The following is a 20,189-nucleotide window of genomic DNA, read 5'->3' as shown; positions in this document are numbered from 1 at the left end:
CTTTGGAACTTTGAACAATGTTTATGATCAATCCCGCAGCAGCTCGTTGATCCCGGTCTTCGAGCGGGTCTTTTCATCGACGCGCTTCACGATCACCGCGCAGTACAGGTTGATCCCGTTCTTCGACGGCATCGAGCCGGACACCACCACCGAATAAGGCGGCACCTCGCCATAGAACACCTCGCCCGTTTCGCGATCGACGATCTTGGTGGACTGGCCGATATAGACGCCCATGCCCAGGACCGAGCCCTCGCGGATGATGCAGCCTTCGACCACCTCGGACCGCGCCCCGATAAAGCAGTTGTCCTCGATGATGGTCGGGCCGGCCTGCATGGGTTCCAGCACGCCGCCGATGCCGACGCCGCCCGACAGGTGCACGTTCTTGCCGATCTGCGCACAGGACCCGACCGTGGCCCAGGTATCGACCATCGTGCCTTCGTCCACATAGGCGCCGAGGTTCACGAAAGACGGCATCAGCACCACGCCCGGCGCGATATAGGCCGACTTGCGAACCACGCAGTTGGGCACCGCGCGGAAACCGGCCGCGCGCCACTGGTTTTCACCCCAGCCGGCGAATTTGCTGTCGACCTTGTCCCACCAGCCGCCGCCCTGCGGGCCGCCGGACTGAATTTCCATGTCCTTGATGCGAAAGCCCAGCAAAACCGCCTTTTTGGCCCACTGGTTCACATGCCAGCTGCCATCGGCCTGCTTCTCGGCGACCCGCAGCGCGCCGCTGTCCAGCGCGTTCAGCGTGTCCTCGATCGCTTCGCGCTGTTCACCGGTGGTGGCGGGCGTGATCGTGTCGCGGGCCTCCCATGCGGCCTCGATGGCGGTTTCCAGTTGGGCGTTGGACATGGGGTTACTCCGTGCTGACTCTCGTTTGGTTGGTGTTGCCTATATGAAAGCCGGGGCCAATGCGCAATGCGACGTTGGCGGAGCCGTTTGCGGCCACCCGGCGCGAAAACCCGTCGGTTTCAGCTGGCGCGGCGGATATGGCGCACCAGAATCGCTGTGGCCGTGGCGGTATCGCGGCGCTTCATCGCCTGCACGATGGCGGCGTGGTCGGTGTCTTTCCGCTGGACCCAGCGGTGACGCCAATGGGCGAACAGATGGCGGGCGCTGGCGATATGCAGATCGTCGATCGTATGCAGCAGGCGCGGCCGCGCGCAGGGTGTCAGGATCGCCCGATGAAAGGCGCGGTTCCGGGTTTCCCATGTGGGCATGTCCTGCGCCTCGTCGCAGGCGATGCGGGCCTTGTCGGCCGCCTTGAGATCCGCCGGTGTCAAATTCTGGATCGCATGTTGCAGGGCCAGCGATTCCAGGGCCACGCGCATCTCGATCACCTCGCGCACCTCGGCCGGGTCCAACGCGGTGACGCGCATGCCGCGCCGTGGTTCGCTGTGGGCCAGGCCATGCGCCTGAAGCCGCAACAGCGCCTCGCGCACCGGGACATGGCTGGTGTCGAACGCCCGCGCGATATGGTCCTGCCGCAGTTTCTCACCCGCGGGCAGCTCGCCCGTGATGATGCGCTGGCTGAGCCGGTCATAGATGGAATCTGCGATCGTGGCGGTCATGGGATTTTATCTATAATCCCAAGGCTCGGGCCTCAAGGCGCAAATTCAGGCGGTCAGAGGGTCAGGTGCGATATTGCCCCCGCAGACCAGAACCGCGACCCGTTCGCCCGGTTCCGGCGTGTAGACGCCCGAGGTCAAGGCCGCCAGGGCCGTCGCGCCCGCCGGCTCGACCAGAATGCGATGCGCCTGCCACAGGCGCTGTTGCGCCTCGGCGATCGCGTCATCGCTGACCAGCACCGACGTCATCCCCTGCGCCAGCCCGAAACAGATGTCGCCGATCCGCCGCGCACCCAGCGCGTTGGCGGCTATGCCGGAAACAGACACATCCACGGGCGCTCCGGCCTGCAACGCCGCGTTCAAGGCACATGACGTTTCCGGCTCGACCGCAACGACCTTGCGCGCGCCCTGAAACCAGGCCAGCGCCCCCGCGATCAGCCCGCCGCCGCCCACCGCCACCAATACGGTATCGGCTTGCAGGCCTTGGCTGTCCCATTCGGCAAAACAGGTGCCCTGCCCGGCCACGGTGGCCGGCGCATCATAGGCATGGATCTGCATCGCACCTGTTCGATCTTCGTGTTCACGCGCCATCGCCAGGGCGTTTGCGTATTCACCCGGCACCACGCTCAGATCCGCGCCGATCCGTTCGATCAGGGCGATTTTGGACGGGCCGGCCATCTCGGGCACGAAGATCTTGGCCGGATGGCCCAGCGCCCGCGCAGCATAGGCCGCAGCCGCACCGTGATTCCCGCCCGAGGCGGCCACGACCCCTGCCGCCGGCACATCGAGGCTGAGCAACGTGTTGAACGCCCCGCGCGCCTTGAAACTGCCGGTGTGCTGGAAATGCTCCAGCTTCATCTCGACCGGCTGCGCCAGTCCCAGCGCGTCGCTTGTCATGACCGGTGTCACCTGCGCGTGGCCATTGATGCGTTCGGCTGCGGCCGAAATTTCGGTCTTCCAATCCATTCTCGTCTTTCCGTGACTGGCACTCTGCCCGCGAACCCTATAGCTGTTTGAAAAACACGCAAGCAGGGAACCCCCAGCAATGAGAGAAGACCGCCTCAGCCCTTTCCGCGATGCGCATACCGACCGCTCGACCGCAAGCGAAGTCCCCGACACGCCGCAGACACGCTCGCCCTCGTACCGGCTGGCCTTTGCCGATGACGATTTCCTGTGCCGCGAGGAGCTGCGGCCCGTGCGTCTGCAACTGGAACTGCTGAAGCCCGAAATGATCATGGCCGAACGCCAGATCACGTCGACCATCGTGATGTTCGGCGGCGCGCGAATCCCGGAACCGGCCAAAAAGGACAGCGCCCGGACGGCCACGTTGGCCGGTCTGTCGCAATACTATGACGAGGCGCGCGAATTCGCCCGGCTGATGACCGAGAAATCCAAGCAAAGCGGGTGCCGCGAGAACGTCATCGTCACCGGCGGTGGCCCCGGCGTGATGGAGGCCGGAAATCGCGGCGCCAAGGATGCCGGTGGCTGCTCGATCGGGCTGAACATCGTGCTGCCGCACGAGCAGGCGCCCAATGCCTATGTCACCCCTGAGCTGAGCTTCAATTTCCACTATTTCGCCATACGCAAGATGCATTTCCTGATGCGCGCCCGTGCGATCACCATCTTCCCCGGCGGATTCGGCACGATGGATGAGTTGTTCGAGTCCCTCACCCTGATCCAGACCGGCCGGATGGAGCGCGTGCCGTTCCTGCTGTTCGGGCGCGAGTTCTGGGAGCGGGTGATCAATTGGGAAGCGCTGGCCGATGCCGGGACCATTTCCGAAGAAGATCTGGACCTGTTCCGCTTTGTCGATACCGCGCAGGAGGCGGTCGACATCATCGAGCGCTGGGAGCCCGCCCCGCCGCGCGACGACATTCCGGGGCGCTGAGCGATGGCGCGCACCCCCAAGGCCGGTGAGATGCTGCATCTGCGCGGCAATGCCCTGAGCAAAGGCGAACCGGTGGCCCTGCCGCTGACCCAAAGCAGCATGTTCCACCTGCCCGGCGCGCCGGACGGGCACCCGACCTATGGCCGCGTGGACAACCCGACCTGGACCCAAGTCGAGCATGTGCTGGCGCATCTCGAAGGCGCACCCTGCCTGATCTTTCCGTCCGGCATGGGCGCGATTTCGGCGGCGTTGTTCGCCACCGTGCGGTCGGGGTCGCGCATCCTGATCCCGTCGGACGGGTATTATGTCACCCGTCTGCTGGCCGACCGGTTCCTCTCCCCGCTTGGCGTGTCGGTCGAAGAGCGCCCAACGACCGCATTTGCGCAGGGCGGGTTCGACGGGTTCGACGTGGTCTTCGTCGAAAGCCCGTCCAACCCCGGGCTCGACATGATCGACCTGGCGCAGGTGGCCCGCGAGGTGCGCGCTGCGGGGGGCATCACCATCGCCGACAACACGACGCTGACCCCGCTGGGACAGCGCCCGCTGGACCTGGGCATCGACATCGTCGTCGCCTCGGACACCAAGGCGATGGGCGGGCACTCCGACCTGCTGATGGGCCATGTGGCCAGCCGCGATGCCCAGATCATGGAACGGGTCGAGGAATGGCGCCGCGTCTCGGGCGCGATCCCCGGCCCGCATGAGGCCTGGCTACTGCATCGCGGGCTGGAGACGCTGGACGTCCGGTTCGACCGCATGAGCAGCTCGGCGCAGGTTCTGGCCGAACGGCTGGCCGATCATCCGGCGGTCACGCAGATCCGCTATCCCGGCCTGCCGTCGGACCCGTCGCACGATCTGGCCCGCGAACAGACCGCACGGTACGGTTTTCTGCTGGCGATCACGCTGGCCTCGGAAGACCAGGCCGAACGGTTCATCAATGGCTGCCCGCTGTTGCGCCCGGCCACGTCCTTTGGTGGCGTGCACAGCTCAGCCGAGCGGCGCGCGCGCTGGGGGGATCAGGTCGATCCCGGCTTCGTGCGCCTGTCGGTCGGGTGTGAACCGGTGGATGAGCTGTGGCAGGCTCTGAACGACAGCCTGACTGCGCTGGCCTGAGCCTTATTTCTTGGGCTCGCGCAGTTCGGTGAAGACGTAGATCGGCAGCAGAACCCCGGCGATCAGGGCGCCCAGCCACACCAGAAGCGTCGCCGCCAGCAGGTTCGAGATACCGCCGACGGTCAGCCCTGCGGCGACCAGATCGGTGATCAGCAGGCCCACGAAGGTGACCACCAGAGCGATACCGCCCTTCAGCGCCGGCACGTTCTTTTCCCCGATCTTCAGGATCAATGGCTCGGCCACGACCTGAACCAGGGTGAACACGATCACCACCACGATGAAGGACACCGGCTTGATCGAAAAGCCGGTCAGCAACAGGCTGGCCAACAACAGACCGATGGCATTGCCCGCCAACAGGGCCAGGGCCGACTTGATTCTGCGTGACATGCGTTTGACTCCATCCGCAACAGTTCGAAACATGCGGATACTATCAGGATGCCGGAATTTTTCGAGAAAATTCAATCTCCTCGGTATTCGGTCCTGTTGAAATTCCATGACACGGCACAATCTGAAAGGTTAACTGCCAACAACATCCACTGGCGAAACCCATCAGAAACGAGAGATATATGAGCGACAATCCATATTCGGTGTTGGGCGTCTCGAAAGACGCCAGTGCCGCCGAAATCAAGAAAGCCTACCGGCGCATCGCCAAGGACTGCCACCCGGACCTCAAGCCCGGGGACGCCAAGGCCGAAGCCAAGTTCAAGGCCGCCGCCGCAGCCTATGACCTTTTGAAAGACCCCGAAACCCGGGCAAAATTCGACCGGGGCGAGATCGACGCCTCGGGTCAGGAACGCCCGCAGCAGCAATACTACCGCGAATATGCGGAAACCGCGGGCAACCCCTATCGCGCGGGCGGCGGGGTCGAGGACGACGACATGTCGGACATCTTCGCCCAGTTCTTCGGGAACCGTGGCAACGGTGGCTTCAGCGGGGGGAGTGCGCGCGAGTTTCATGCGCCCGGTCACAACGTGAACTACAGCCTGCAGATCAGTTTCCTGGATGCCGTCTTTGGCGCCACGCAAAAGCTGACCCTGCCCAGTGGTGACCGGATCGAGGTGAAGATCCCCGCCGGCATCACCGACGGCCAGACCATCCGCCTGCGAGGCAAGGGTGCCCCGGGCTATGGTGAAGGGCCACCGGGCGACGCGCTGGTCACGATCCGCGTGGCCGAACACCCGGTGTTCAAGCGCGAGGGCGACGACATCCGCATCACCCTGCCGATCACCATCGACGAGGCCGTTCTGGGCGGCAAGGTCCCCGCGCCCACGATCGACGGCCGCGTGAACGTGACCGTGCCCGAGGGCACCAGCAGCGGCAAGACCCTGCGCCTGCGCGGCAAGGGCGTCAGGAAACGCGGCTCGGACAAACGCGGCGACCAGCTGATCGAGCTGAGCGTGGTGATGCCCGACAAGATCGACGACGAACTGAAGCAGTTCATGCAGAACTGGCGCAAGTCACACAGCTATGACCCGCGGAAAGGAATGCCGGCATGACCCGTTCTCTGACCGAAGCCGAACTGATTGAAGCCGTCCAGAACCTGACGTCCGAGCGGTTGTCCCGGTTCCTGTCCGCCCGGATCGTGATCCCGCGCCAGTCCGACCAGGGGCTTGTCTACGAGCGGCTGGACATGGCGCGCCTGCAACTGGCCTGCGAGCTGGACGACCAGTACGAGATGGAGCCCGACGCCCTGTCGATGGTGCTGTCGCTAATCGACCAGATGCACGGCCTGCGGGCCGAACTACGCGAGGTGCTGCGCGCCATCGACGCCCAACCCGACCCGGTGCGCAGCCAGCTGGTCGAACGGATCGGAACAGCGCGGTTCCGCCGCAGCTAGGGCCTGCGTGCAAGGCGGGTTTGCCCTTCTGGACTCGGTGGTTATGCCTTAGAAGGCGCCATCGATTCAGAACCGGGTGCTGCGATGACACGGACCAAGTCGGAATTGCTGATGCCTGCGGGCAATCTGCGCAAGCTGAAACTGGCCATCCTGTACGGGGCGGACGCGGTGTATCTGGGCACGCCCGACATGTCTCTGCGCACCAAGTCCGAGTTTTCGCTGGACGAGGTGATCGAAGGGGTCGAGTTCTGCCACGCGCATGGCCGGCGCGCCTATCTGACGCTGAACCTGTTCTCGCACAACAAGGACATCCCCAAGCTGGATGAATACATCGACACCGTCCGCAAGGTGCGGCCGGACGGGTTGATCATCGCCGACCCCGGCGTATTCCAGTACGTGCGCGACCGCGCGCCGGAACTGCCGCTGCATATCTCGACCCAGGCCAATATCTGTTCGTGGCTGTCGGTGAAGTTCTGGCAGGATCAGGGGGCCGAACTGGTGGTGCTGGCGCGCGAGGTTTCCTACCCCGAACTGGTGGAAATCCGCGAGAAATGCCCCAACATCCGACTTGAGGCCTTCGTGCACGGCGCCATGTGCATGACCTATTCGGGCCGCTGCCTGCTGTCGAATTTCATGGCGGAACGTGGCGCCAACCAGGGCAACTGCGCCAATTCCTGCCGCTGGAACTATGCGCTGAAGCTGCGCCTGAAGGACGGCACCCATCAAGACCTGCGGATCACCGAGGAAAACGCCAACCTGTTCGAATTCCTGCTGGAAGAAGGCTGCCGCCCGGGTGAATTGATGCCGATCGAAGAGGATGATCGCGGCTCGTACATCCTCAATTCGCGCGATCTGTGCATCATGCCCAAGCTGGACGAATATCTGAAGATCGGCGTCGACAGTCTCAAGGTCGAAGGGCGCGGCAAGTCGGAATACTATGCCGCCATCGTCGCGCGCGCCTATCGCATGGCCATCGACGATTACTATGCCGACCCCGAGAACTGGGACCCGAAGCCGTACATGCGCGAGTTGGAGGCCGTGGGAAACCGCGGCTACACGCTGGCCTTTCACGAGGGGCGGCTGACCAATTACGCGCATGATTACGAACACACCGCGACCATCGCCCAATGGGAATATGCCGGACTGGTGACCGACGTGACCGAGGATGCCTTCCTGGTCGAAGTGAAGAACAAGCTTGAACCCGGCGACGTGCTGGATTTCGTCTCGCCCATCTCGCGCGAGACGGTCCTGCTGCGCGTCTACGAATTTGAACGCGCCAGTGACGGCGCCAAGCTGGACGTGGTGCATGGCAGCACGAAAACCGTGATCCGACTGCCGTTTTCCCTGTTCGATCACGAAGACCCCGACGACCTGCGCGCCCGTTTCCCGGTATATTCGGTCCTGCGCAAGGAACGCGCCCTGACCGACGAACACTGGAGCCGCATCCGTTTTGACAAGCTGGTGCAGGGCTTGGAAACCTCGGGGCGCGACAATCCAGCCGCCTATGCCCGCCGCCGGGACGAGCTGGCGGAGAAGATCGGTCAGGACGGCACCGAGCGCCGGTTCAAGACCAACCGCGTGGGCACCGAGGGCTGTTGCGGCAAGGGGTGCAACGGCTGCCTGATCTTCTGGCAGGATGACAAATACGCCCTGGCGCGCGAGGTTCTGTCAAAACGCAAGCAGGGAGAGCAGCTCAGCCGGCGCGAGGCCGCCGCCCTGAAACTGCCCGGCGACGCGGCCCGCGATCAGTTGCCGACGCGGTAATCCTCGGGCACGAAGAACGTATAGTCGCGGTCAGCCACCGCTTCGTGGCAGTCATGGCAATAGGCAACCGCCCCCGCGCGATCCCCCATCGTGTCACCGAACAGAGACCCGTCGGGCATCACCATGACATAGCGCCAGTCGGCGGTGTCGGGGCTGGTGCCTTCGGGCAGTTTCTCCATCACGAACAGGGCGCCGGGATGCACCCGGCCCTCATCCGTGACGGTCATGCTGTCCTTGGCCAGAACCGAGCCCACGGGCAGCTTTTCCCCCGGTTGCAAGGTGCCGTAATTGTGGGCCATCCGGTTGGCATAGCTGTTGACGTAGCGCTGCCCATGCGTGGCCGACAGGTACGGCGCATCGTTGAACAACGGCCAGTTCTGATAGTTCATCAGTTGATCCAGATGCGCGGTGGCATAGCCGCGATCCATCTGTTTCCTGAGGGCGCGATAGTGCTGCTGCGCGTCCTCTTTGCTCAGGTCCGCCGGGTTCTCGATCGCCAGATGCGCCTCGGTCTCGTTGGATTGCGCCCATGCAATGGCTGCGCCCGATGCAACCAATACGGCGGTCATGCAGATCGTGGACAGGTTCGTCAGTGCGTTCATGTATTGGCCCACCCTGTTCCAGGCTTGCCTGAATTCCGCAGATTTCCCCGACAAATTTGAGCGGACTGGAGGAAACGCACCAGAACCGGACTGTCCAACTCACCGTCTTGTGCGCAGATTTTACGTGCGCGCAACCGCGCACCTCTCATGCCTCAAGACTACCAAATTCAGCCGTAGAATTACAGACCATTTGCCCGCGAACCCGCGGGCATCGGATCAACCTTTCAGCCCGGCCTCGGCCTCGATCTGGTGGCGCGACTTGCGGGCGCGCTCGGTGGCCGATTTCAACTGACCGCAGGCGGCCATGATGTCCTCGCCCCGCGTTTTGCGGATGGGCGAGGCGTACCCGGCCTGATAGATGATGTTGGCAAAGGCCCGGATCCGGTTGTTCGAGCTGCGCTTGTAGGGCGCGCCGGGCCATTCATTGAACGGGATCAGGTTGATCTTGGCCGGAATATTGTGGCGTTTGATGTGGTCGATCAGGCGATGCGCGTCCTCGTCGCTGTCGTTCACGCCGTCCAGCATCACGTATTCAAAGGTGATCCGCTCGGAATTCGACGCGTTGGGATAGCTGGCCAGCGCCTGCAGCAGTTCCTCGATGTTCCAACGCTTGTTGATCGGCACCAGAACGTCGCGCACATCGTCCGTGGTGGCGTGGAACGAGATCGCCAGCAGACAGCCGATTTCCTCGGCCGTGCGCGCGATTTCAGGCACCACGCCGGATGTAGACAAAGTGATACGCCGACGCGACAGGGAAATCCCCTCGGGGTCCATGGCGATCTTCATCGCGTCGCGGACGTTTTCGAAATTATAGAGCGGCTCACCCATGCCCATCAGAACGATGTTCGACAGCAGCCGGGTTTCGTCCTTGGGCGCACCGGGAACCGGCCATTCCTCAAGATCGTCGCGCGCCATCATCACCTGGCCGACAATCTCGGCCGCGGTCAGGTTGCGCACCAGTTTCTGCGTGCCGGTATGGCAGAAGGAACAGGTCAGCGTGCAGCCCACCTGGGACGAGATACAAAGCGTGCCGCGATCCTCTTCCGGGATATAGACCACCTCGACCTCATGCCCGCCTGCGATGCGACACAGGTATTTGCGGGTGCCGTCCTCGGACACCTGACGGGTCACAACCTCGGGGATTTCGATCACGAAATTCTCCGCCAGTTGCGCGCGATAGGCTTTGGCCAGGTTGGTCATCTCACCAAAGTCGCGCACCCCCCATTGATAGATCCACTGCCAAATCTGACCGGTGCGCATCTTGGCTTGCTTTTCCGGCGTGCCGTGTTCGATCAGAACCTCGCGCAACTGGTCGCGGGTCAGGCCGACAAGGTTAATCTTCCCCTCGGGCAATTTGCGGGGGATGGTCATGACGTCTTGAGTGATCGGCGCTTTGGGCGACATTTGGCTATCTCAACGGATTCTGGCTTGGGATGCGCCTCTATATAGGAACGCCGGCAAAGATCAAAAGGATTCGTGAGAACCTGTCCGGACGTCAGTCGAGGAACCGCAACAGTTCGGTGACACGGGCCCGCCCCAACTCGACCCGGCACGAGGTGATCGCGATCCCTGTTCCGGATCCACCACCAAAAGACGCGCCAACTGCTTCGCACTGCGCATCGCGAAAAGTCTTCCAAGCCTCTTGAGAAGTTTCAAGGGCTGGCAAAGCAACAGCCCGACCCGTCACTTCGTCCAGTTCCTTCGCCGCATCGACTGCGAACCCAAACGCCGCGACCAAAGCGGCCTCGACATTGGTCTCGGCCCGACCGACGCATGTCCCGATCTCGACCTGAGATCCGGCATCGGTACATTCCAGCGCCGGGTCTGCAAATGCCGATACCGGAAGAAGAATTGCTGCCCAAACCCAACGCATGTCCGTCTCCTCGCCTGTCTACCCATGGTTTCAGACAGAGCTTAGCACAGTGGTCAGGCTTGGGCACGTTTTAGGTGCAGCGAGCGATCACACCCCGGCTGGCGGGATGTAGCAGTCCTCGGCATCCAGTGTCTTGACCGGATCATTCGGGCCGCATTGCTCGCCCGTGACCGGATAGGTTTCGGTGGATTTCTCGCACGCGCTCAGAGTTGCCGCTGCAACAATCAGAACCGCAATAAGGGGTTTGGTCGACATGTCTGGACTCCTTCTTCGTTGTCTGAACCGATTGGTTCAGAAATTGAGTCCGTCAGCCTTGATGCGGATCAAGTTTTGGTGCCGACGTTGCGTAAACGGATGGCACAAAAACGCAAAACCCCGCCATTTTGGCGGGGCTTGAGATCTGGACTGGTTGGGCAGTTACTTGGTGCAGCGCTTCTCGGCGTCTTCGATGGCTGCGGTAAAGCCCAGCAACGAGAACGTGTCCTTGGTCTGGGTCCCGCGTTCGGACCGTGCGGTCAACACGGCCTCGGTCCCGCGCTTCATCGCCGTGACGATCTTGGCATCATCCGCGGCGCTGGCGGGCCACGCCCACTCGCCCTCGGTGAACAGTTCGAACTCGGACCCGTCGATTTCCAGATTCACCGTGGACCCGGGGGCGAATGGGTAGCCTCCGGTGAATGTCACCTGACCTTTGACCTCGGCGTTGGGGCGATAGAACACGAACAGCAAAATGTCGCTGCGACGCACCGATACCACACGGCCACCGCGGGTATTCACGGTCTCCTTGGGGGCGGATACGCTCCAGCACTCGGTCGGATCGTCTTCGACGAACACGCTCCAATCAGTCTGAGCGGACACACGGTTCGTACTGGTCGCCTGCTGGGCGATCGCTGTCGTGGCCATCCCTGCCACACAAAGGCCCGCGCATACGCGGGCGAGCATTGTTTTCATTCGTTCAGCCTCCTGGCTCGACCCACACCTCAACTCCATCCCGGAAGGCCGCGAACCCTGACGGTCCGTCTGTTGCAGTTGCGCATCCGGATGATTGCCGACATACACACACTAACGCAGGTTTCGCCACAGGCGAAAGGGCGATTGGCAGAATTTTGCGCACATTCCGGAGGGACGACATGACGCAGCCAGTACCGATGACCGAACTGTGGCGCGGACCGCTGTTGGAGAGCCTTCATCTGGGCCATGCGGTGATCTGCGACGACAGCGGTCAGATCGTGCGCAGCTGGGGCGATCCGAACGCGGTGATCTATCCGCGGTCGTCGGCCAAGATGATCCAAGCGCTGCCGCTGATCACCTCGGGCGCGGCGGCCAAATACGGGCTGGGCTCCGAGCATCTGGCGCTGGCCTGCGCCTCGCACAACGGCGCGGCGATCCACACCGAGCGCGTGACCGCCTGGCTGGATCACCTGGGCCTGTCCGAGCCCGATCTGCGCTGCGGCCCGCAGGAGCCGGCCGACATGGCCGCGCGCGACGGCCTGATCCTGGCCGATGACACGCCCTGCCAGATCCACAACAACTGTTCGGGCAAGCATTGCGGGTTCCTGACCCTGGCCCAGCACATGGGCGCAGGCCCCGAGTATATCGAGATCGACCACCCCGTGCAGCAGGCCTGCCTGTCGGCCTTCGAAGAGACAACGGGCGAGGACAGCCCGTGCTACGGGATTGACGGCTGCTCGGCGCCCAATTTCGCTACTTCACTGGTGGGGCTGGCGCGATCGATGGCGTGGTTTGCCTCGGCCGGCGACCGGTCGGACCGGGCCAGCGACGCAGCGTTGCAATTGACCCGGGCGATGGTCGCCCACCCCGAGCTGGTGGCCGGCGAAACCCGCGCCTGCACCGAAATGATGCGGGCGATGAACGGCCGTGCCGCGATCAAGACCGGGGCCGAGGCCGTGTTCGTCGCGATCATCCCGGAAAAGAAGATGGGCGTGGCGCTGAAGATCACCGATGGCGCCACCCGCGCCAGCGAGTGTGCCATCGCCGCCATTCTCGTCAGCCTCGGCGTGCTCGAGGCCGATCACCCGGCCAAGCGCAAATTCATGAACGCCACGCAATACAGCCGCCGCGGGCTGGAATGCGGCGTGATCCGCCCCGCACCGGGTTTCCCCGGCTGAGGGTCACATCTCGATCTCGTGGATCTCGGCCACCTCGACCGAGCCCGAGCCGTTGACCACCATGGGGCAGCCCTTGGCCATCTCGGTGGCGGCTTCGATGCTGTCGGCCTTGACGACGGTAAAGCCCGAGGCCGGGTTCGGCCCGCCATTGTCGGCCACGCCATCGGCGCTGACGGTATGGGACTGACCCACCGGGTTGCCGGGGATTTCCAGCGCCGGCCCCATGTTCTGGAACCACGCGCCCCAGGCGGCCATGGTGGCTTCGATCTCGGCCGGGTCGGTCGGCGTGGTGCCGCCGTGATAGACAAACAGGTACTGAGGCATTTTCTGGTCTCCCTTTTGGTCAGACGGGGTTGGCAAGCCGGGCTTCCAGCTTGCGCAGCGACGAAGTCCAGCCGCTTTCATGATTGGCCGAGACGTCGTCATCGCCCAGATCGCGGTGATCCAGGATCAGGCGCGCTCCGGTGTCGGTCGGCTCGACCGCCAGCTTCACATGGCTCTCGGCGCCGCGCTGGTCCTGGTCGTCATGCCAGCCCCAGGTGAACCCGACCGAGTTCGGTGGGTCCACATGGGTCACATGCCCGGACACCTTGAAACGCTGCCCCTCGCGATTGACCATGACCGAATACCACGGACCTAGGCGCGAGAAATCCAGATCGTGCTCCGGCACCTCGACCCCTTCGGGCCCCCACCACTGCAACAATCTGGTTCCGTCGCTGATCCAGGCGAACAGGGTTTCGGCGCTGACCGGAAAGTCGCGCACCAACTTCAGGTCGGCCATGAGGAGTCCTCCTGCAGAATGTCGCCCAGGCGGTCCAGGCTGGCCTCCCAGAACTGTCGTTTCGAGATGGTCCATTCGGCAATCGCCCGCAGCCCCTCGGGGCGGATCGAATAGATGCGCTGGGTGCCGTTCACGCGCTGGTTCACCAGCCCGGCCTGCCGCAGCACCTTCAGGTGCCGGGAAATGGCCGCGCCGGACATGCCCTTGCCCTGGGCAAGGTCGCCTGCGGGCAGCTCGCCCTGGTCCATCAGTTGTTCAACGATCGTAAATCGGGTCGGGTCGGACAGGGCCGAAAAGGCATCAAGCAGCGTGTTCATAACCATTGATTAACATGAATGTTAAACAATGGAAACCCGAAACCTTCGGATCAGCCCTGCGCAAAATCCGATCGGGCATATCCCTGCAGGTACAGCAGCGCGGTCAGGTCGCCATGGTTGACGCGAACATCGCATTGCGCGGCGACCGAGGGTTTGGCGTGCAGGGCCACGCCCGTCCCGGCACGCTCCAACATGCCCAGATCATTCGCCCCGTCGCCCACGGCGATCACTTCGGCCTCGGAAATACCCAGCCGGGCCGAGATCTGTTCCAGGGCCTCAACCTTGGCCTGACGGCCCAGGATCGGGCGCTGCACGTCACCGGTCAGTTTGCCGTCGGCCGCCAACAGCGTGTTGGCGCGGTTCTCGTTAAAGCCCAGCAGCTCGGCCACGCGGGCCGTGAACGCGGTGAACCCGCCCGAGACCAGCGCGGCATAGCCACCATTGGCCCGCATCGTCGCAACCAGTTCGCGGCCGCCCGGCATCAGGGTGATCCGCTGGTTCAGCACCCGGTCGATCACCGACACGTCCAGCCCCTTCAGAAGGCCCACCCGCTCGGTCAGCGCGCCTTCGAAATCCAGTTCGCCATTCATGGCGCGGGCGGTGATGTCCTTGACCCGCTCGCCCACCCCGGCCTCGTCCGCCAGTTCGTCGATGCATTCCTGCTGGATCATCGTGCTGTCCATGTCGGCCAGCAGCATCTTCTTGCGGCGGCCCTTGGCGGGCTGCACCACCAGATCGACGCCCAGTTTCTGCAGTTCGGCCCAGACATCCCAGCGGTTGGCCGGAACCGCCGCCAGGGCAAATTCGGCCGCCTCGTCGGGGCTCAGCCACTGTATGTCGCCCCCGCCCCAGGCATTGCGCAACGCGTCGATCAGCGCCCCGTCCAGCGAAGGCGTCTTGGGGTTGGTCAACAGGGTGGCAACGTACATCTTGATCCTCCGGCAGCCTGCCCTGCGCATATCGCAGGCGCAGCATTTCCGCCAGAGGCCAATTCCGCGCCGCTACCCCAGAATGCCCGGCAGGCACAGGCCGTGTTCGCGGGCGCAGTCCTTTGCGATGTCATACCCCGCATCCGCATGGCGCCACACGCCCGAGGCCGGGTCGTTCCACAACACCCGCTCCAGCCGCCGCGCGGCGTCCTCGGTGCCGTCAGCGCAGATCACCACGCCCGCGTGCTGGCTGAAGCCCATGCCGACTCCGCCGCCGTGATGCAGCGACACCCAGGTCGCGCCGCTGGCGGTGTTGATCAGCGCGTTCAGCAGCGGCCAGTCCGACACGGCGTCGGACCCGTCCAGCATCGCCTCGGTCTCGCGGTTGGGGCTGGCGACCGAACCGCTGTCCAGATGATCCCGTCCGATGACGACCGGTGCGCTCAGTTCTCCGTTCGCGACCATCTCGTTGAAGGCCAGCCCGGCGCGGTGCCGGTCGCCCAGCCCGATCCAGCAGATCCGCGCGGGCAGACCCTGAAACGCGATCCGGTCACGGGCCATGTCCAGCCAGCGGTGCAGATGCTCGTTCTCGGGGAACAGCTCCTTCATCTTGGCATCGGTCTTGTAGATATCTTCGGGGTCGCCCGACAGCGCGCACCAGCGGAACGGGCCGATGCCACGGCAGAACAGCGGGCGGATATAGGCCGGGACGAAGCCGGGAAAGGCAAAGGCGTTCTCAAGCCCCTCGTCCTGCGCGACCTGACGGATGTTGTTGCCATAGTCCAGCGTCGGCACGCCCGCGTTCCAGAAATCGACCATCGCCGCGACATGCTGCTTCATCGAGGCGCGCGCGGCCTTTTCCACCGCTTTAGGGTCTGTTTCCCGCTTTTCGCGCCACTGGGCGAGGGTCCAGCCCAGCGGCAGATACCCGTTGATCGGGTCATGGGCGCTGGTCTGGTCCGTCACGATGTCGGGGCGCATCCCGCCGGCGGCCATGCGGCGGTAGATCTCGGGAAAGATCTCGGCCGCATTGCCCAGCAGACCCACGGACTTCGCCTCGCCCGCCTTGGTCCAGCGGTCGATCATGGCCAACGCCTCGTCCAGCGTTTCGGCCTTTTCATCCAGGTATTTGGTGCGCAGGCGAAAATCGATGCTGTCGGGGTTGCATTCCACCGCCAGACAGCAGGCCCCGGCGAAGACTGCCGCCAGAGGCTGTGCTCCGCCCATGCCGCCCAGCCCCCCGGTCAAGATCCATCGGCCGGTCAGGTCGCCGCCATAGTGTTGGCGCCCGGCCTCGGCGAAGGTTTCATAGGTGCCCTGAACGATGCCCTGCGTGCCGATATAGATCCACGACCCGGCCGTCATCTGGCCGTACATCATCAGGCCCTTCCGATCCAATTCGTTGAAATGGTCCCAGGTCGCCCAATGCGGCACGAGGTTGGAATTGGCGATCAGCACCCGCGGCGCGTCCTTGTGCGTGCGGATGATCGCCACCGGCTTGCCGGACTGCACGATCAGGGTCTCGTCGGCCTCGAGATCCTTCAAACTCGCAACAATAGTGTCGAAATCTTTCCAGGTCCGCGCCGCACGGCCGATGCCGCCATAGACCACCAATTCGTGCGGGTTTTCGGCCACATCGGGGTGCAGGTTGTTCATCAGCATCCGCAACGGGGCCTCGGTCAGCCAGCTTTTGGCATTCAGGTCCGGCCCGGTCGGCGGAAAGACGTCACGGGTGTTCTTGCGCGGGTCACTCATTTCGGGGCTCCTTTTTCGGCCAGCGCGCCCGACAGGGCCAAAGCACGCAGGCGGTCAAGCATCTCTTGCAGGTGCGGGCGCAGGCGTTCGGCCCGGTCCGCGCGCCATGTCCAGGGCGGGGTCTCGTCCATGTAAGCGCGTTGGGCGATCTCCATCTGGATCGCATGTATGCCCTTGTCCGGGCGGCCATAGTGCCGGGTGGTCCAGCCGCCCTTGAACCGGCCGTTCTGCACTGCGGTACAGCCCGACGCCCGGGCCACGGCGTCCACCGCCTGCGCGACCTCGGGTGCGCAGGTGGTTCCGTCATTGGTGCCCGTGTTGAAGACCGGCAACTCTCCGTCGAACAGGAAGGGGATCCGCGACCGGATCGAGTGGCAGTCGAACAGGATCGCCACGCCATGCCTGGCCCGCACCCGCTCCAATTCTTCCTGCAACGCGGCGTGATAGGGGGCGTGGAACTTCTCGCGCCTCTCCTTGATTTCATCCTTCGACGGCTCCTGCCCTTCCAGCCATATGGGGTGCCCGTCGAAATCGGTCAGCGGCACCAGAGTCGTCGTGTTCTGTCCCGGATAGAGCGACTGACCTGCGGGGTCACGATTGGCGTCGATCACATAGCGGTGCACGCAGGACTGGACCACCGTCGCATCGCCAAAAAGCCCCTCATAGAGCCTGTTTATGTGCCAATCCGTGTCGGCCAACGCCCGGCCGATCTGGTTCAGGCGCGCATGGGTCTCCTCGGGCACGACGGTTCCCCCATGCGGTTGGCCCAGCACGATCGGGCCCTGCCCCCGCTGCACCTCGACCACGGTCATGCCGTCACCTCCGGCAGCGGTACGCCGAGCGCCCCCAGGATTGCGCCGCTGGCCACAAGATCCTTGGCCTGCTCCAAGTCGGGGGCCAGGTACCGGTCCTCCGCCAAAGGCGGGATATCGGCGCGCAGCCGCGCAATCACCCGCTGCAAGGGCGCGCTGGTGACCAGCGGGGCGCGGAACTCGACGCCTTGGGCGGCGCAGAGCAGTTCGATCCCTAGAATGTGGTTCAGGTTTTCCACCATGCGCGTCAGACGCCGCGCCCCGTGGGCGGCCATCGAGACATGATCTTCCTGGTTGGCCGAGGTGGGCGTGCTGTCGGTGACGCAGGGGTTGGCCAGATGCTTGTTCTCGCTCATCAGCGCGGCGGTCGTGACCTCGGCGATCATGAAGCCGGAATTCAGACCCGGATCGGGGGTCAGGAATGGCGGCAGATCGAAGCTGAGCGTCGGATCCACCATCAGCGCGATCCGGCGTTGCGCGATGGCCCCGATCTCGGACAGGGCCAGCGCGATCATGTCGGCGGCAAATCCCACCGGTTCGGCGTGAAAATTGCCGCCCGAAACGATCATGTCGGGATCGGACAGCACCAGCGGGTTGTCAGTGGCCGCGTTGGCCTCGGTCTGCAGGGTGGCGGCAGCCTGCCGGATCACGTCCATCGCGGCACCGGTGACCTGCGGCTGGCAGCGAATGCAATACGGATCCTGCACGCGGCTGTCGCCCTCGCGATGGCTTTCGCGTATTTCCGACCCCTGCAACACGGCCCGCATGGCGCTGGCGGCCTCGATCTGGCCGCGATGACCGCGCAGGGCATGGATCTCGGGTTGCAGCGGCGCGGTGGAGCCCATGATGGCATCGGTCGATACGGCCGAAACGACGAGCGCGTTCTGCGCCGCGCGCCAGCCCTCGAACAGGCCCGCCAAGGCGTAGGCCGTCGAAAACTGGGTGCCGTTGATGAAGGCCAGCCCCTCTTTCGGCCCCAGCTGAACAGGCTCTAATCCGGCCTTTTTCAAGGCTTGTGCGCCTGGCATGACCGTACCGTTCAGCTCGGCTTCGCCTTCGCCGATGATCACCGCCGTCATGTGGGCCAGCGGCGCCAGATCACCCGAGGCCCCCACCGAGCCCTGCGCCGGGATCACCGGTGTCACGCCACGGGCCAGCATCTGCTGCAGCAGGTCCACCAGCACCCACCGCACCCCAGATGCGCCGCGCCCGAAGGACAACAGCTTGAGCGCCATCATCAGGCGCGCCAACCGCCGCGGCACCGCCGGGCCGACCCCGCAGCAATGGCTGAGGATCAGGTTGCGCTGCAGCGCCGAGGTGTCCTTGGCCGCAATCTTGAGGCTGGCCAGCTTGCCGAAACCGGTATTCACGCCATAGACGGGCTGGTCACCGGCGGCGGCCTCGGCGATGCGGGCGGCGGCGGCCTCGAAAGCCGGGCGACAGCCCTGATCCAGAACCACCGGCGTTTCGTTCCAGTAGATCTCCGCCAGTTGGGCCAGCGAGACCAGCCCCGGAACCAAGGTCAAAGCGCTCATGCCTCCCCTCCGAAAATGCGCGCGTGCAGCGGGTTGAACCCGATCCGATAGGCCAGCTCGGCCGGGTGAGAGACGTCCCACACGGCCAGATCCGCCCGCTGCCCCGGCGCTATCGTGCCGGCATCACTCAGCCCAAGCGCGCGGGCGGCATTGCGGGTGACCCCGGCTAGTGCCTCGGCCGGGGTCATTCGAAACAGGGTGCAACCCATGTTCATCGTCAGCATCAGCGACGCCAGCGGCGAGGACCCCGGGTTGCAATCGGTGGCCAGGGCCATCGGCACCCCGGCCTTGCGGAACAGGTCGATCGGCGGGGCCTGCGTTTCCCGCAACGTGTAGAATGCCCCGGGCAGCAGAACGGCAGTCGTTCCGGCCTCGGCCATCGCCGCCACTCCGGCGGCGTCCACATATTCGACGTGATCGGCTGACAGGGCGCCGTAGGAGGCCGCTAGCCGGGTCCCGCCGAGGTTCGACAATTGCTCGGCATGCAGCTTGACCGGCAGCCCCAAATCACGCGCGGCGTCGAACACCCGGGCGATCTGCACGGTGTCAAAGGCGATGCCCTCGCAGAACCCGTCGACCGCGTCGACCAGCCCCTCGGCATGGGCTGCGCGCAGGGTCGGGATGCAGACCGTGTCGATATAGGCGTCCGCGCGCCCCGTAAATTCGGGCGGCACTGCATGAGCGCCCAGAAAGCTGGTCCGGACCCGCACCGGGCGCTGCTTTGCAACTTCCCGAGCCGCGCGCAACATGCGCAGCTCGGTGTCCTGATCCAGTCCATAGCCGGACTTGATTTCAATGCAGGTCACACCCTCGGCCAACAGCGCGTCTATGCGAGGCAGTGCCTCTTGGATCAGGTCCTGCATACTGGCGGCGCGTGTGGCGGTGACCGTCGACAGAATGCCCCCTCCGGCGCGCGCAATCTCCTCGTAGGTTGCGCCGTTCAGCCGCATTTCGAACTCAACCGCCCGGTTGCCCCCGAAAATCGCATGCGTGTGCGGATCGATCAGGCCCGGAGTGATCAACCGATCTGCAAAATCGACGATCGGCCAGTCGGCGTGATCCGACGGCAGATCTCGGCGCGGCCCGACCCATTGGATCCGGCCCGACGAAACAGCAATCGCGGCGTCTGCGACCAAGCCATAGGACGCAACCCCATCCGCCATGGTTGCGATCCGCCGACAACAAATCACCGAATTTCTGGTCATCGCGATTCTTTTGGACTCCCCTCGGGTTTCAATTTTTCGTATACGTGTAAAAAATTAAAGTCTACACAAAAAGAAACGCCG

At 64.2% G+C, this 20,189-nt stretch carries 23 protein-coding genes; 6 read left to right on the top strand and 17 right to left on the bottom strand.

The genetic code is table 11. The annotated features are described in order from the left end of the window. Nucleotides 1-27 precede the first annotated feature (27 nt). From dapD to ACR0EF_RS12315, 3 genes are all read right to left on the bottom strand, one after another. Nucleotides 28-855: a 2,3,4,5-tetrahydropyridine-2,6-dicarboxylate N-succinyltransferase gene (dapD, locus tag ACR0EF_RS12325; protein WP_170364205.1), complete on the bottom strand. Its 828-nt coding sequence runs from the start codon at nucleotides 853-855 to the stop codon at nucleotides 28-30. 119 nt (nucleotides 856-974) lie between these two features. Beyond that, nucleotides 975-1,574, bottom strand: a complete 600-nt coding sequence (locus ACR0EF_RS12320) for a GntR family transcriptional regulator (RefSeq protein ID WP_093964210.1) — start codon at nucleotides 1,572-1,574, stop codon at nucleotides 975-977. Nucleotides 1,575-1,619: 45 nt separating this feature from the next. Next, complete coding sequence (locus ACR0EF_RS12315; RefSeq protein ID WP_170369158.1) at nucleotides 1,620-2,537, bottom strand: threonine/serine dehydratase; 918 nt, start codon at nucleotides 2,535-2,537, stop codon at nucleotides 1,620-1,622. 79 nt (nucleotides 2,538-2,616) lie between these two features. Between ACR0EF_RS12315 and ACR0EF_RS12310 the strand changes: the two genes are divergently transcribed. Continuing rightward, nucleotides 2,617-3,459 carry an LOG family protein gene (locus ACR0EF_RS12310; protein ID WP_093964208.1) on the top strand — a complete coding sequence of 281 codons (843 nt, stop codon included), beginning with the start codon at nucleotides 2,617-2,619 and terminating at the stop codon, nucleotides 3,457-3,459. 3 nt (nucleotides 3,460-3,462) lie between these two features. Beyond that, entirely contained in the window at nucleotides 3,463-4,569 is a 1,107-nt protein-coding gene (locus ACR0EF_RS12305; RefSeq protein ID WP_170372946.1) for a cystathionine gamma-lyase, read from the top strand. Nucleotides 4,570-4,572: 3 nt separating this feature from the next. On the opposite strand, the gene ACR0EF_RS12300 is transcribed toward ACR0EF_RS12305, so the two are convergent. Continuing rightward, nucleotides 4,573-4,956 carry a hypothetical protein gene (locus ACR0EF_RS12300; protein ID WP_093964407.1) on the bottom strand — a complete coding sequence of 128 codons (384 nt, stop codon included), beginning with the start codon at nucleotides 4,954-4,956 and terminating at the stop codon, nucleotides 4,573-4,575. 179 nt (nucleotides 4,957-5,135) lie between these two features. On the opposite strand from ACR0EF_RS12300, the gene ACR0EF_RS12295 reads away from it, so the two are divergent. The 3 genes from ACR0EF_RS12295 (at nucleotide 5,136) to ACR0EF_RS12285 (ending at nucleotide 8,170) form a co-directional block, all read left to right on the top strand. Further along, nucleotides 5,136-6,065, top strand: a complete 930-nt coding sequence (locus ACR0EF_RS12295; protein WP_170370143.1) for a DnaJ C-terminal domain-containing protein — start codon at nucleotides 5,136-5,138, stop codon at nucleotides 6,063-6,065. Beyond that, on the top strand, nucleotides 6,062-6,406 hold the full coding sequence (locus ACR0EF_RS12290) for a hypothetical protein (RefSeq protein WP_093964205.1): 345 nt from the start codon (nucleotides 6,062-6,064) through the stop codon (nucleotides 6,404-6,406). Before ACR0EF_RS12295 ends, ACR0EF_RS12290 begins: the two co-directional genes overlap by 4 nt. A gap of 84 nt (nucleotides 6,407-6,490) precedes the next feature. Continuing rightward, on the top strand, nucleotides 6,491-8,170 hold the full coding sequence (locus ACR0EF_RS12285; RefSeq protein WP_170372945.1) for a U32 family peptidase: 1,680 nt from the start codon (nucleotides 6,491-6,493) through the stop codon (nucleotides 8,168-8,170). Here ACR0EF_RS12285 and ACR0EF_RS12280 read toward each other — a convergent pair. The 5 genes from ACR0EF_RS12280 to ACR0EF_RS12260 all read right to left on the bottom strand — a co-directional run bounded on the left by ACR0EF_RS12280 (nucleotide 8,152) and on the right by ACR0EF_RS12260 (nucleotide 11,596). Then, nucleotides 8,152-8,772, bottom strand: coding sequence for a cytochrome P460 family protein (locus ACR0EF_RS12280; RefSeq protein WP_170370147.1), 621 nt, complete (start codon nucleotides 8,770-8,772; stop codon nucleotides 8,152-8,154). The two genes, ACR0EF_RS12285 and ACR0EF_RS12280, sit on opposite strands and share 19 nt — an antisense overlap. 216 nt (nucleotides 8,773-8,988) lie before the next feature. Then, nucleotides 8,989-10,176, bottom strand: coding sequence for a dual-specificity RNA methyltransferase RlmN (rlmN, locus tag ACR0EF_RS12275; protein WP_170370150.1), 1,188 nt, complete (start codon nucleotides 10,174-10,176; stop codon nucleotides 8,989-8,991). 91 nt (nucleotides 10,177-10,267) lie between these two features. Continuing rightward, nucleotides 10,268-10,645 (bottom strand): lysozyme inhibitor LprI family protein, encoded by a 378-nt coding sequence (locus ACR0EF_RS12270; RefSeq protein ID WP_170360710.1) that lies wholly within the window; start codon nucleotides 10,643-10,645, stop codon nucleotides 10,268-10,270. An 87-nt stretch (nucleotides 10,646-10,732) separates the two neighbouring features. Next, nucleotides 10,733-10,900, bottom strand: a complete 168-nt coding sequence (locus ACR0EF_RS12265) for a hypothetical protein (RefSeq protein WP_170342136.1) — start codon at nucleotides 10,898-10,900, stop codon at nucleotides 10,733-10,735. A 162-nt stretch (nucleotides 10,901-11,062) separates the two neighbouring features. Beyond that, entirely contained in the window at nucleotides 11,063-11,596 is a 534-nt protein-coding gene (locus ACR0EF_RS12260; RefSeq protein ID WP_170342134.1) for an invasion associated locus B family protein, read from the bottom strand. Between the two features lie 179 nt (nucleotides 11,597-11,775). On the opposite strand from ACR0EF_RS12260, the gene ACR0EF_RS12255 reads away from it, so the two are divergent. Beyond that, entirely contained in the window at nucleotides 11,776-12,774 is a 999-nt protein-coding gene (locus ACR0EF_RS12255; RefSeq protein ID WP_170372944.1) for an asparaginase, read from the top strand. A 3-nt stretch (nucleotides 12,775-12,777) separates the two neighbouring features. On the opposite strand, the gene ACR0EF_RS12250 is transcribed toward ACR0EF_RS12255, so the two are convergent. The 8 genes from ACR0EF_RS12250 to hutI all read right to left on the bottom strand — a co-directional run bounded on the left by ACR0EF_RS12250 (nucleotide 12,778) and on the right by hutI (nucleotide 20,108). Further along, nucleotides 12,778-13,098, bottom strand: a complete 321-nt coding sequence (locus ACR0EF_RS12250) for a YciI family protein (RefSeq protein ID WP_170364196.1) — start codon at nucleotides 13,096-13,098, stop codon at nucleotides 12,778-12,780. Between the two features lie 19 nt (nucleotides 13,099-13,117). Continuing rightward, complete coding sequence (locus ACR0EF_RS12245) at nucleotides 13,118-13,555, bottom strand: SRPBCC family protein (protein ID WP_170341210.1); 438 nt, start codon at nucleotides 13,553-13,555, stop codon at nucleotides 13,118-13,120. Beyond that, nucleotides 13,543-13,872: an ArsR/SmtB family transcription factor gene (locus ACR0EF_RS12240; RefSeq protein WP_170372943.1), complete on the bottom strand. Its 330-nt coding sequence runs from the start codon at nucleotides 13,870-13,872 to the stop codon at nucleotides 13,543-13,545. Before ACR0EF_RS12240 ends, ACR0EF_RS12245 begins: the two co-directional genes overlap by 13 nt. Nucleotides 13,873-13,922: 50 nt before the next feature. Then, nucleotides 13,923-14,801, bottom strand: a complete 879-nt coding sequence (gene serB / locus ACR0EF_RS12235; protein WP_170372942.1) for a phosphoserine phosphatase SerB — start codon at nucleotides 14,799-14,801, stop codon at nucleotides 13,923-13,925. A 72-nt stretch (nucleotides 14,802-14,873) separates the two neighbouring features. Then, nucleotides 14,874-16,556 (bottom strand): urocanate hydratase, encoded by a 1,683-nt coding sequence (gene hutU, locus ACR0EF_RS12230; RefSeq protein WP_170342126.1) that lies wholly within the window; start codon nucleotides 16,554-16,556, stop codon nucleotides 14,874-14,876. After that, the gene (gene hutG / locus ACR0EF_RS12225) at nucleotides 16,553-17,368 is read right to left on the bottom strand and encodes an N-formylglutamate deformylase (protein WP_170342124.1); all 816 of its coding nucleotides are present in this window, start codon (nucleotides 17,366-17,368) and stop codon (nucleotides 16,553-16,555) included. The genes hutU and hutG overlap by 4 nt, the downstream gene beginning before the upstream one ends. After that, nucleotides 17,365-18,903 (bottom strand): histidine ammonia-lyase, encoded by a 1,539-nt coding sequence (hutH, locus tag ACR0EF_RS12220; protein ID WP_170372941.1) that lies wholly within the window; start codon nucleotides 18,901-18,903, stop codon nucleotides 17,365-17,367. Before hutH ends, hutG begins: the two co-directional genes overlap by 4 nt. Next, a complete protein-coding gene (gene hutI / locus ACR0EF_RS12215) occupies nucleotides 18,900-20,108 on the bottom strand; it encodes an imidazolonepropionase (RefSeq protein WP_170372940.1) in 1,209 nt (402 codons plus the stop codon). The genes hutH and hutI overlap by 4 nt, the downstream gene beginning before the upstream one ends. Between the last annotated feature and the right edge of the window lie 81 nt (nucleotides 20,109-20,189).

Source organism: Ruegeria sp. CG8, assembly GCF_056537165.1.
Note: the sequence above shows the minus strand (reverse complement) of the source record. Positions and strands in the feature narration are given on the sequence as shown.

Coding starts and splice junctions, on each gene's coding strand:
- dapD (WP_170364205.1), bottom strand. CDS start 855: ATGTCCAACGCCCAACTGGAAACCGCCATCGAGGCCGCATGGGAGGCC.
- ACR0EF_RS12320 (WP_093964210.1), bottom strand. CDS start 1,574: ATGACCGCCACGATCGCAGATTCCATCTATGACCGGCTCAGCCAGCGC.
- ACR0EF_RS12315 (WP_170369158.1), bottom strand. CDS start 2,537: ATGGATTGGAAGACCGAAATTTCGGCCGCAGCCGAACGCATCAATGGC.
- ACR0EF_RS12310 (WP_093964208.1), top strand. CDS start 2,617: ATGAGAGAAGACCGCCTCAGCCCTTTCCGCGATGCGCATACCGACCGC.
- ACR0EF_RS12305 (WP_170372946.1), top strand. CDS start 3,463: ATGGCGCGCACCCCCAAGGCCGGTGAGATGCTGCATCTGCGCGGCAAT.
- ACR0EF_RS12300 (WP_093964407.1), bottom strand. CDS start 4,956: ATGTCACGCAGAATCAAGTCGGCCCTGGCCCTGTTGGCGGGCAATGCC.
- ACR0EF_RS12295 (WP_170370143.1), top strand. CDS start 5,136: ATGAGCGACAATCCATATTCGGTGTTGGGCGTCTCGAAAGACGCCAGT.
- ACR0EF_RS12290 (WP_093964205.1), top strand. CDS start 6,062: ATGACCCGTTCTCTGACCGAAGCCGAACTGATTGAAGCCGTCCAGAAC.
- ACR0EF_RS12285 (WP_170372945.1), top strand. CDS start 6,491: ATGACACGGACCAAGTCGGAATTGCTGATGCCTGCGGGCAATCTGCGC.
- ACR0EF_RS12280 (WP_170370147.1), bottom strand. CDS start 8,772: ATGAACGCACTGACGAACCTGTCCACGATCTGCATGACCGCCGTATTG.
- rlmN (WP_170370150.1), bottom strand. CDS start 10,176: ATGTCGCCCAAAGCGCCGATCACTCAAGACGTCATGACCATCCCCCGC.
- ACR0EF_RS12270 (WP_170360710.1), bottom strand. CDS start 10,645: ATGCGTTGGGTTTGGGCAGCAATTCTTCTTCCGGTATCGGCATTTGCA.
- ACR0EF_RS12265 (WP_170342136.1), bottom strand. CDS start 10,900: ATGTCGACCAAACCCCTTATTGCGGTTCTGATTGTTGCAGCGGCAACT.
- ACR0EF_RS12260 (WP_170342134.1), bottom strand. CDS start 11,596: ATGAAAACAATGCTCGCCCGCGTATGCGCGGGCCTTTGTGTGGCAGGG.
- ACR0EF_RS12255 (WP_170372944.1), top strand. CDS start 11,776: ATGACGCAGCCAGTACCGATGACCGAACTGTGGCGCGGACCGCTGTTG.
- ACR0EF_RS12250 (WP_170364196.1), bottom strand. CDS start 13,098: ATGCCTCAGTACCTGTTTGTCTATCACGGCGGCACCACGCCGACCGAC.
- ACR0EF_RS12245 (WP_170341210.1), bottom strand. CDS start 13,555: ATGGCCGACCTGAAGTTGGTGCGCGACTTTCCGGTCAGCGCCGAAACC.
- ACR0EF_RS12240 (WP_170372943.1), bottom strand. CDS start 13,872: ATGAACACGCTGCTTGATGCCTTTTCGGCCCTGTCCGACCCGACCCGA.
- serB (WP_170372942.1), bottom strand. CDS start 14,801: ATGTACGTTGCCACCCTGTTGACCAACCCCAAGACGCCTTCGCTGGAC.
- hutU (WP_170342126.1), bottom strand. CDS start 16,556: ATGAGTGACCCGCGCAAGAACACCCGTGACGTCTTTCCGCCGACCGGG.
- hutG (WP_170342124.1), bottom strand. CDS start 17,368: ATGACCGTGGTCGAGGTGCAGCGGGGGCAGGGCCCGATCGTGCTGGGC.
- hutH (WP_170372941.1), bottom strand. CDS start 18,903: ATGAGCGCTTTGACCTTGGTTCCGGGGCTGGTCTCGCTGGCCCAACTG.
- hutI (WP_170372940.1), bottom strand. CDS start 20,108: ATGACCAGAAATTCGGTGATTTGTTGTCGGCGGATCGCAACCATGGCG.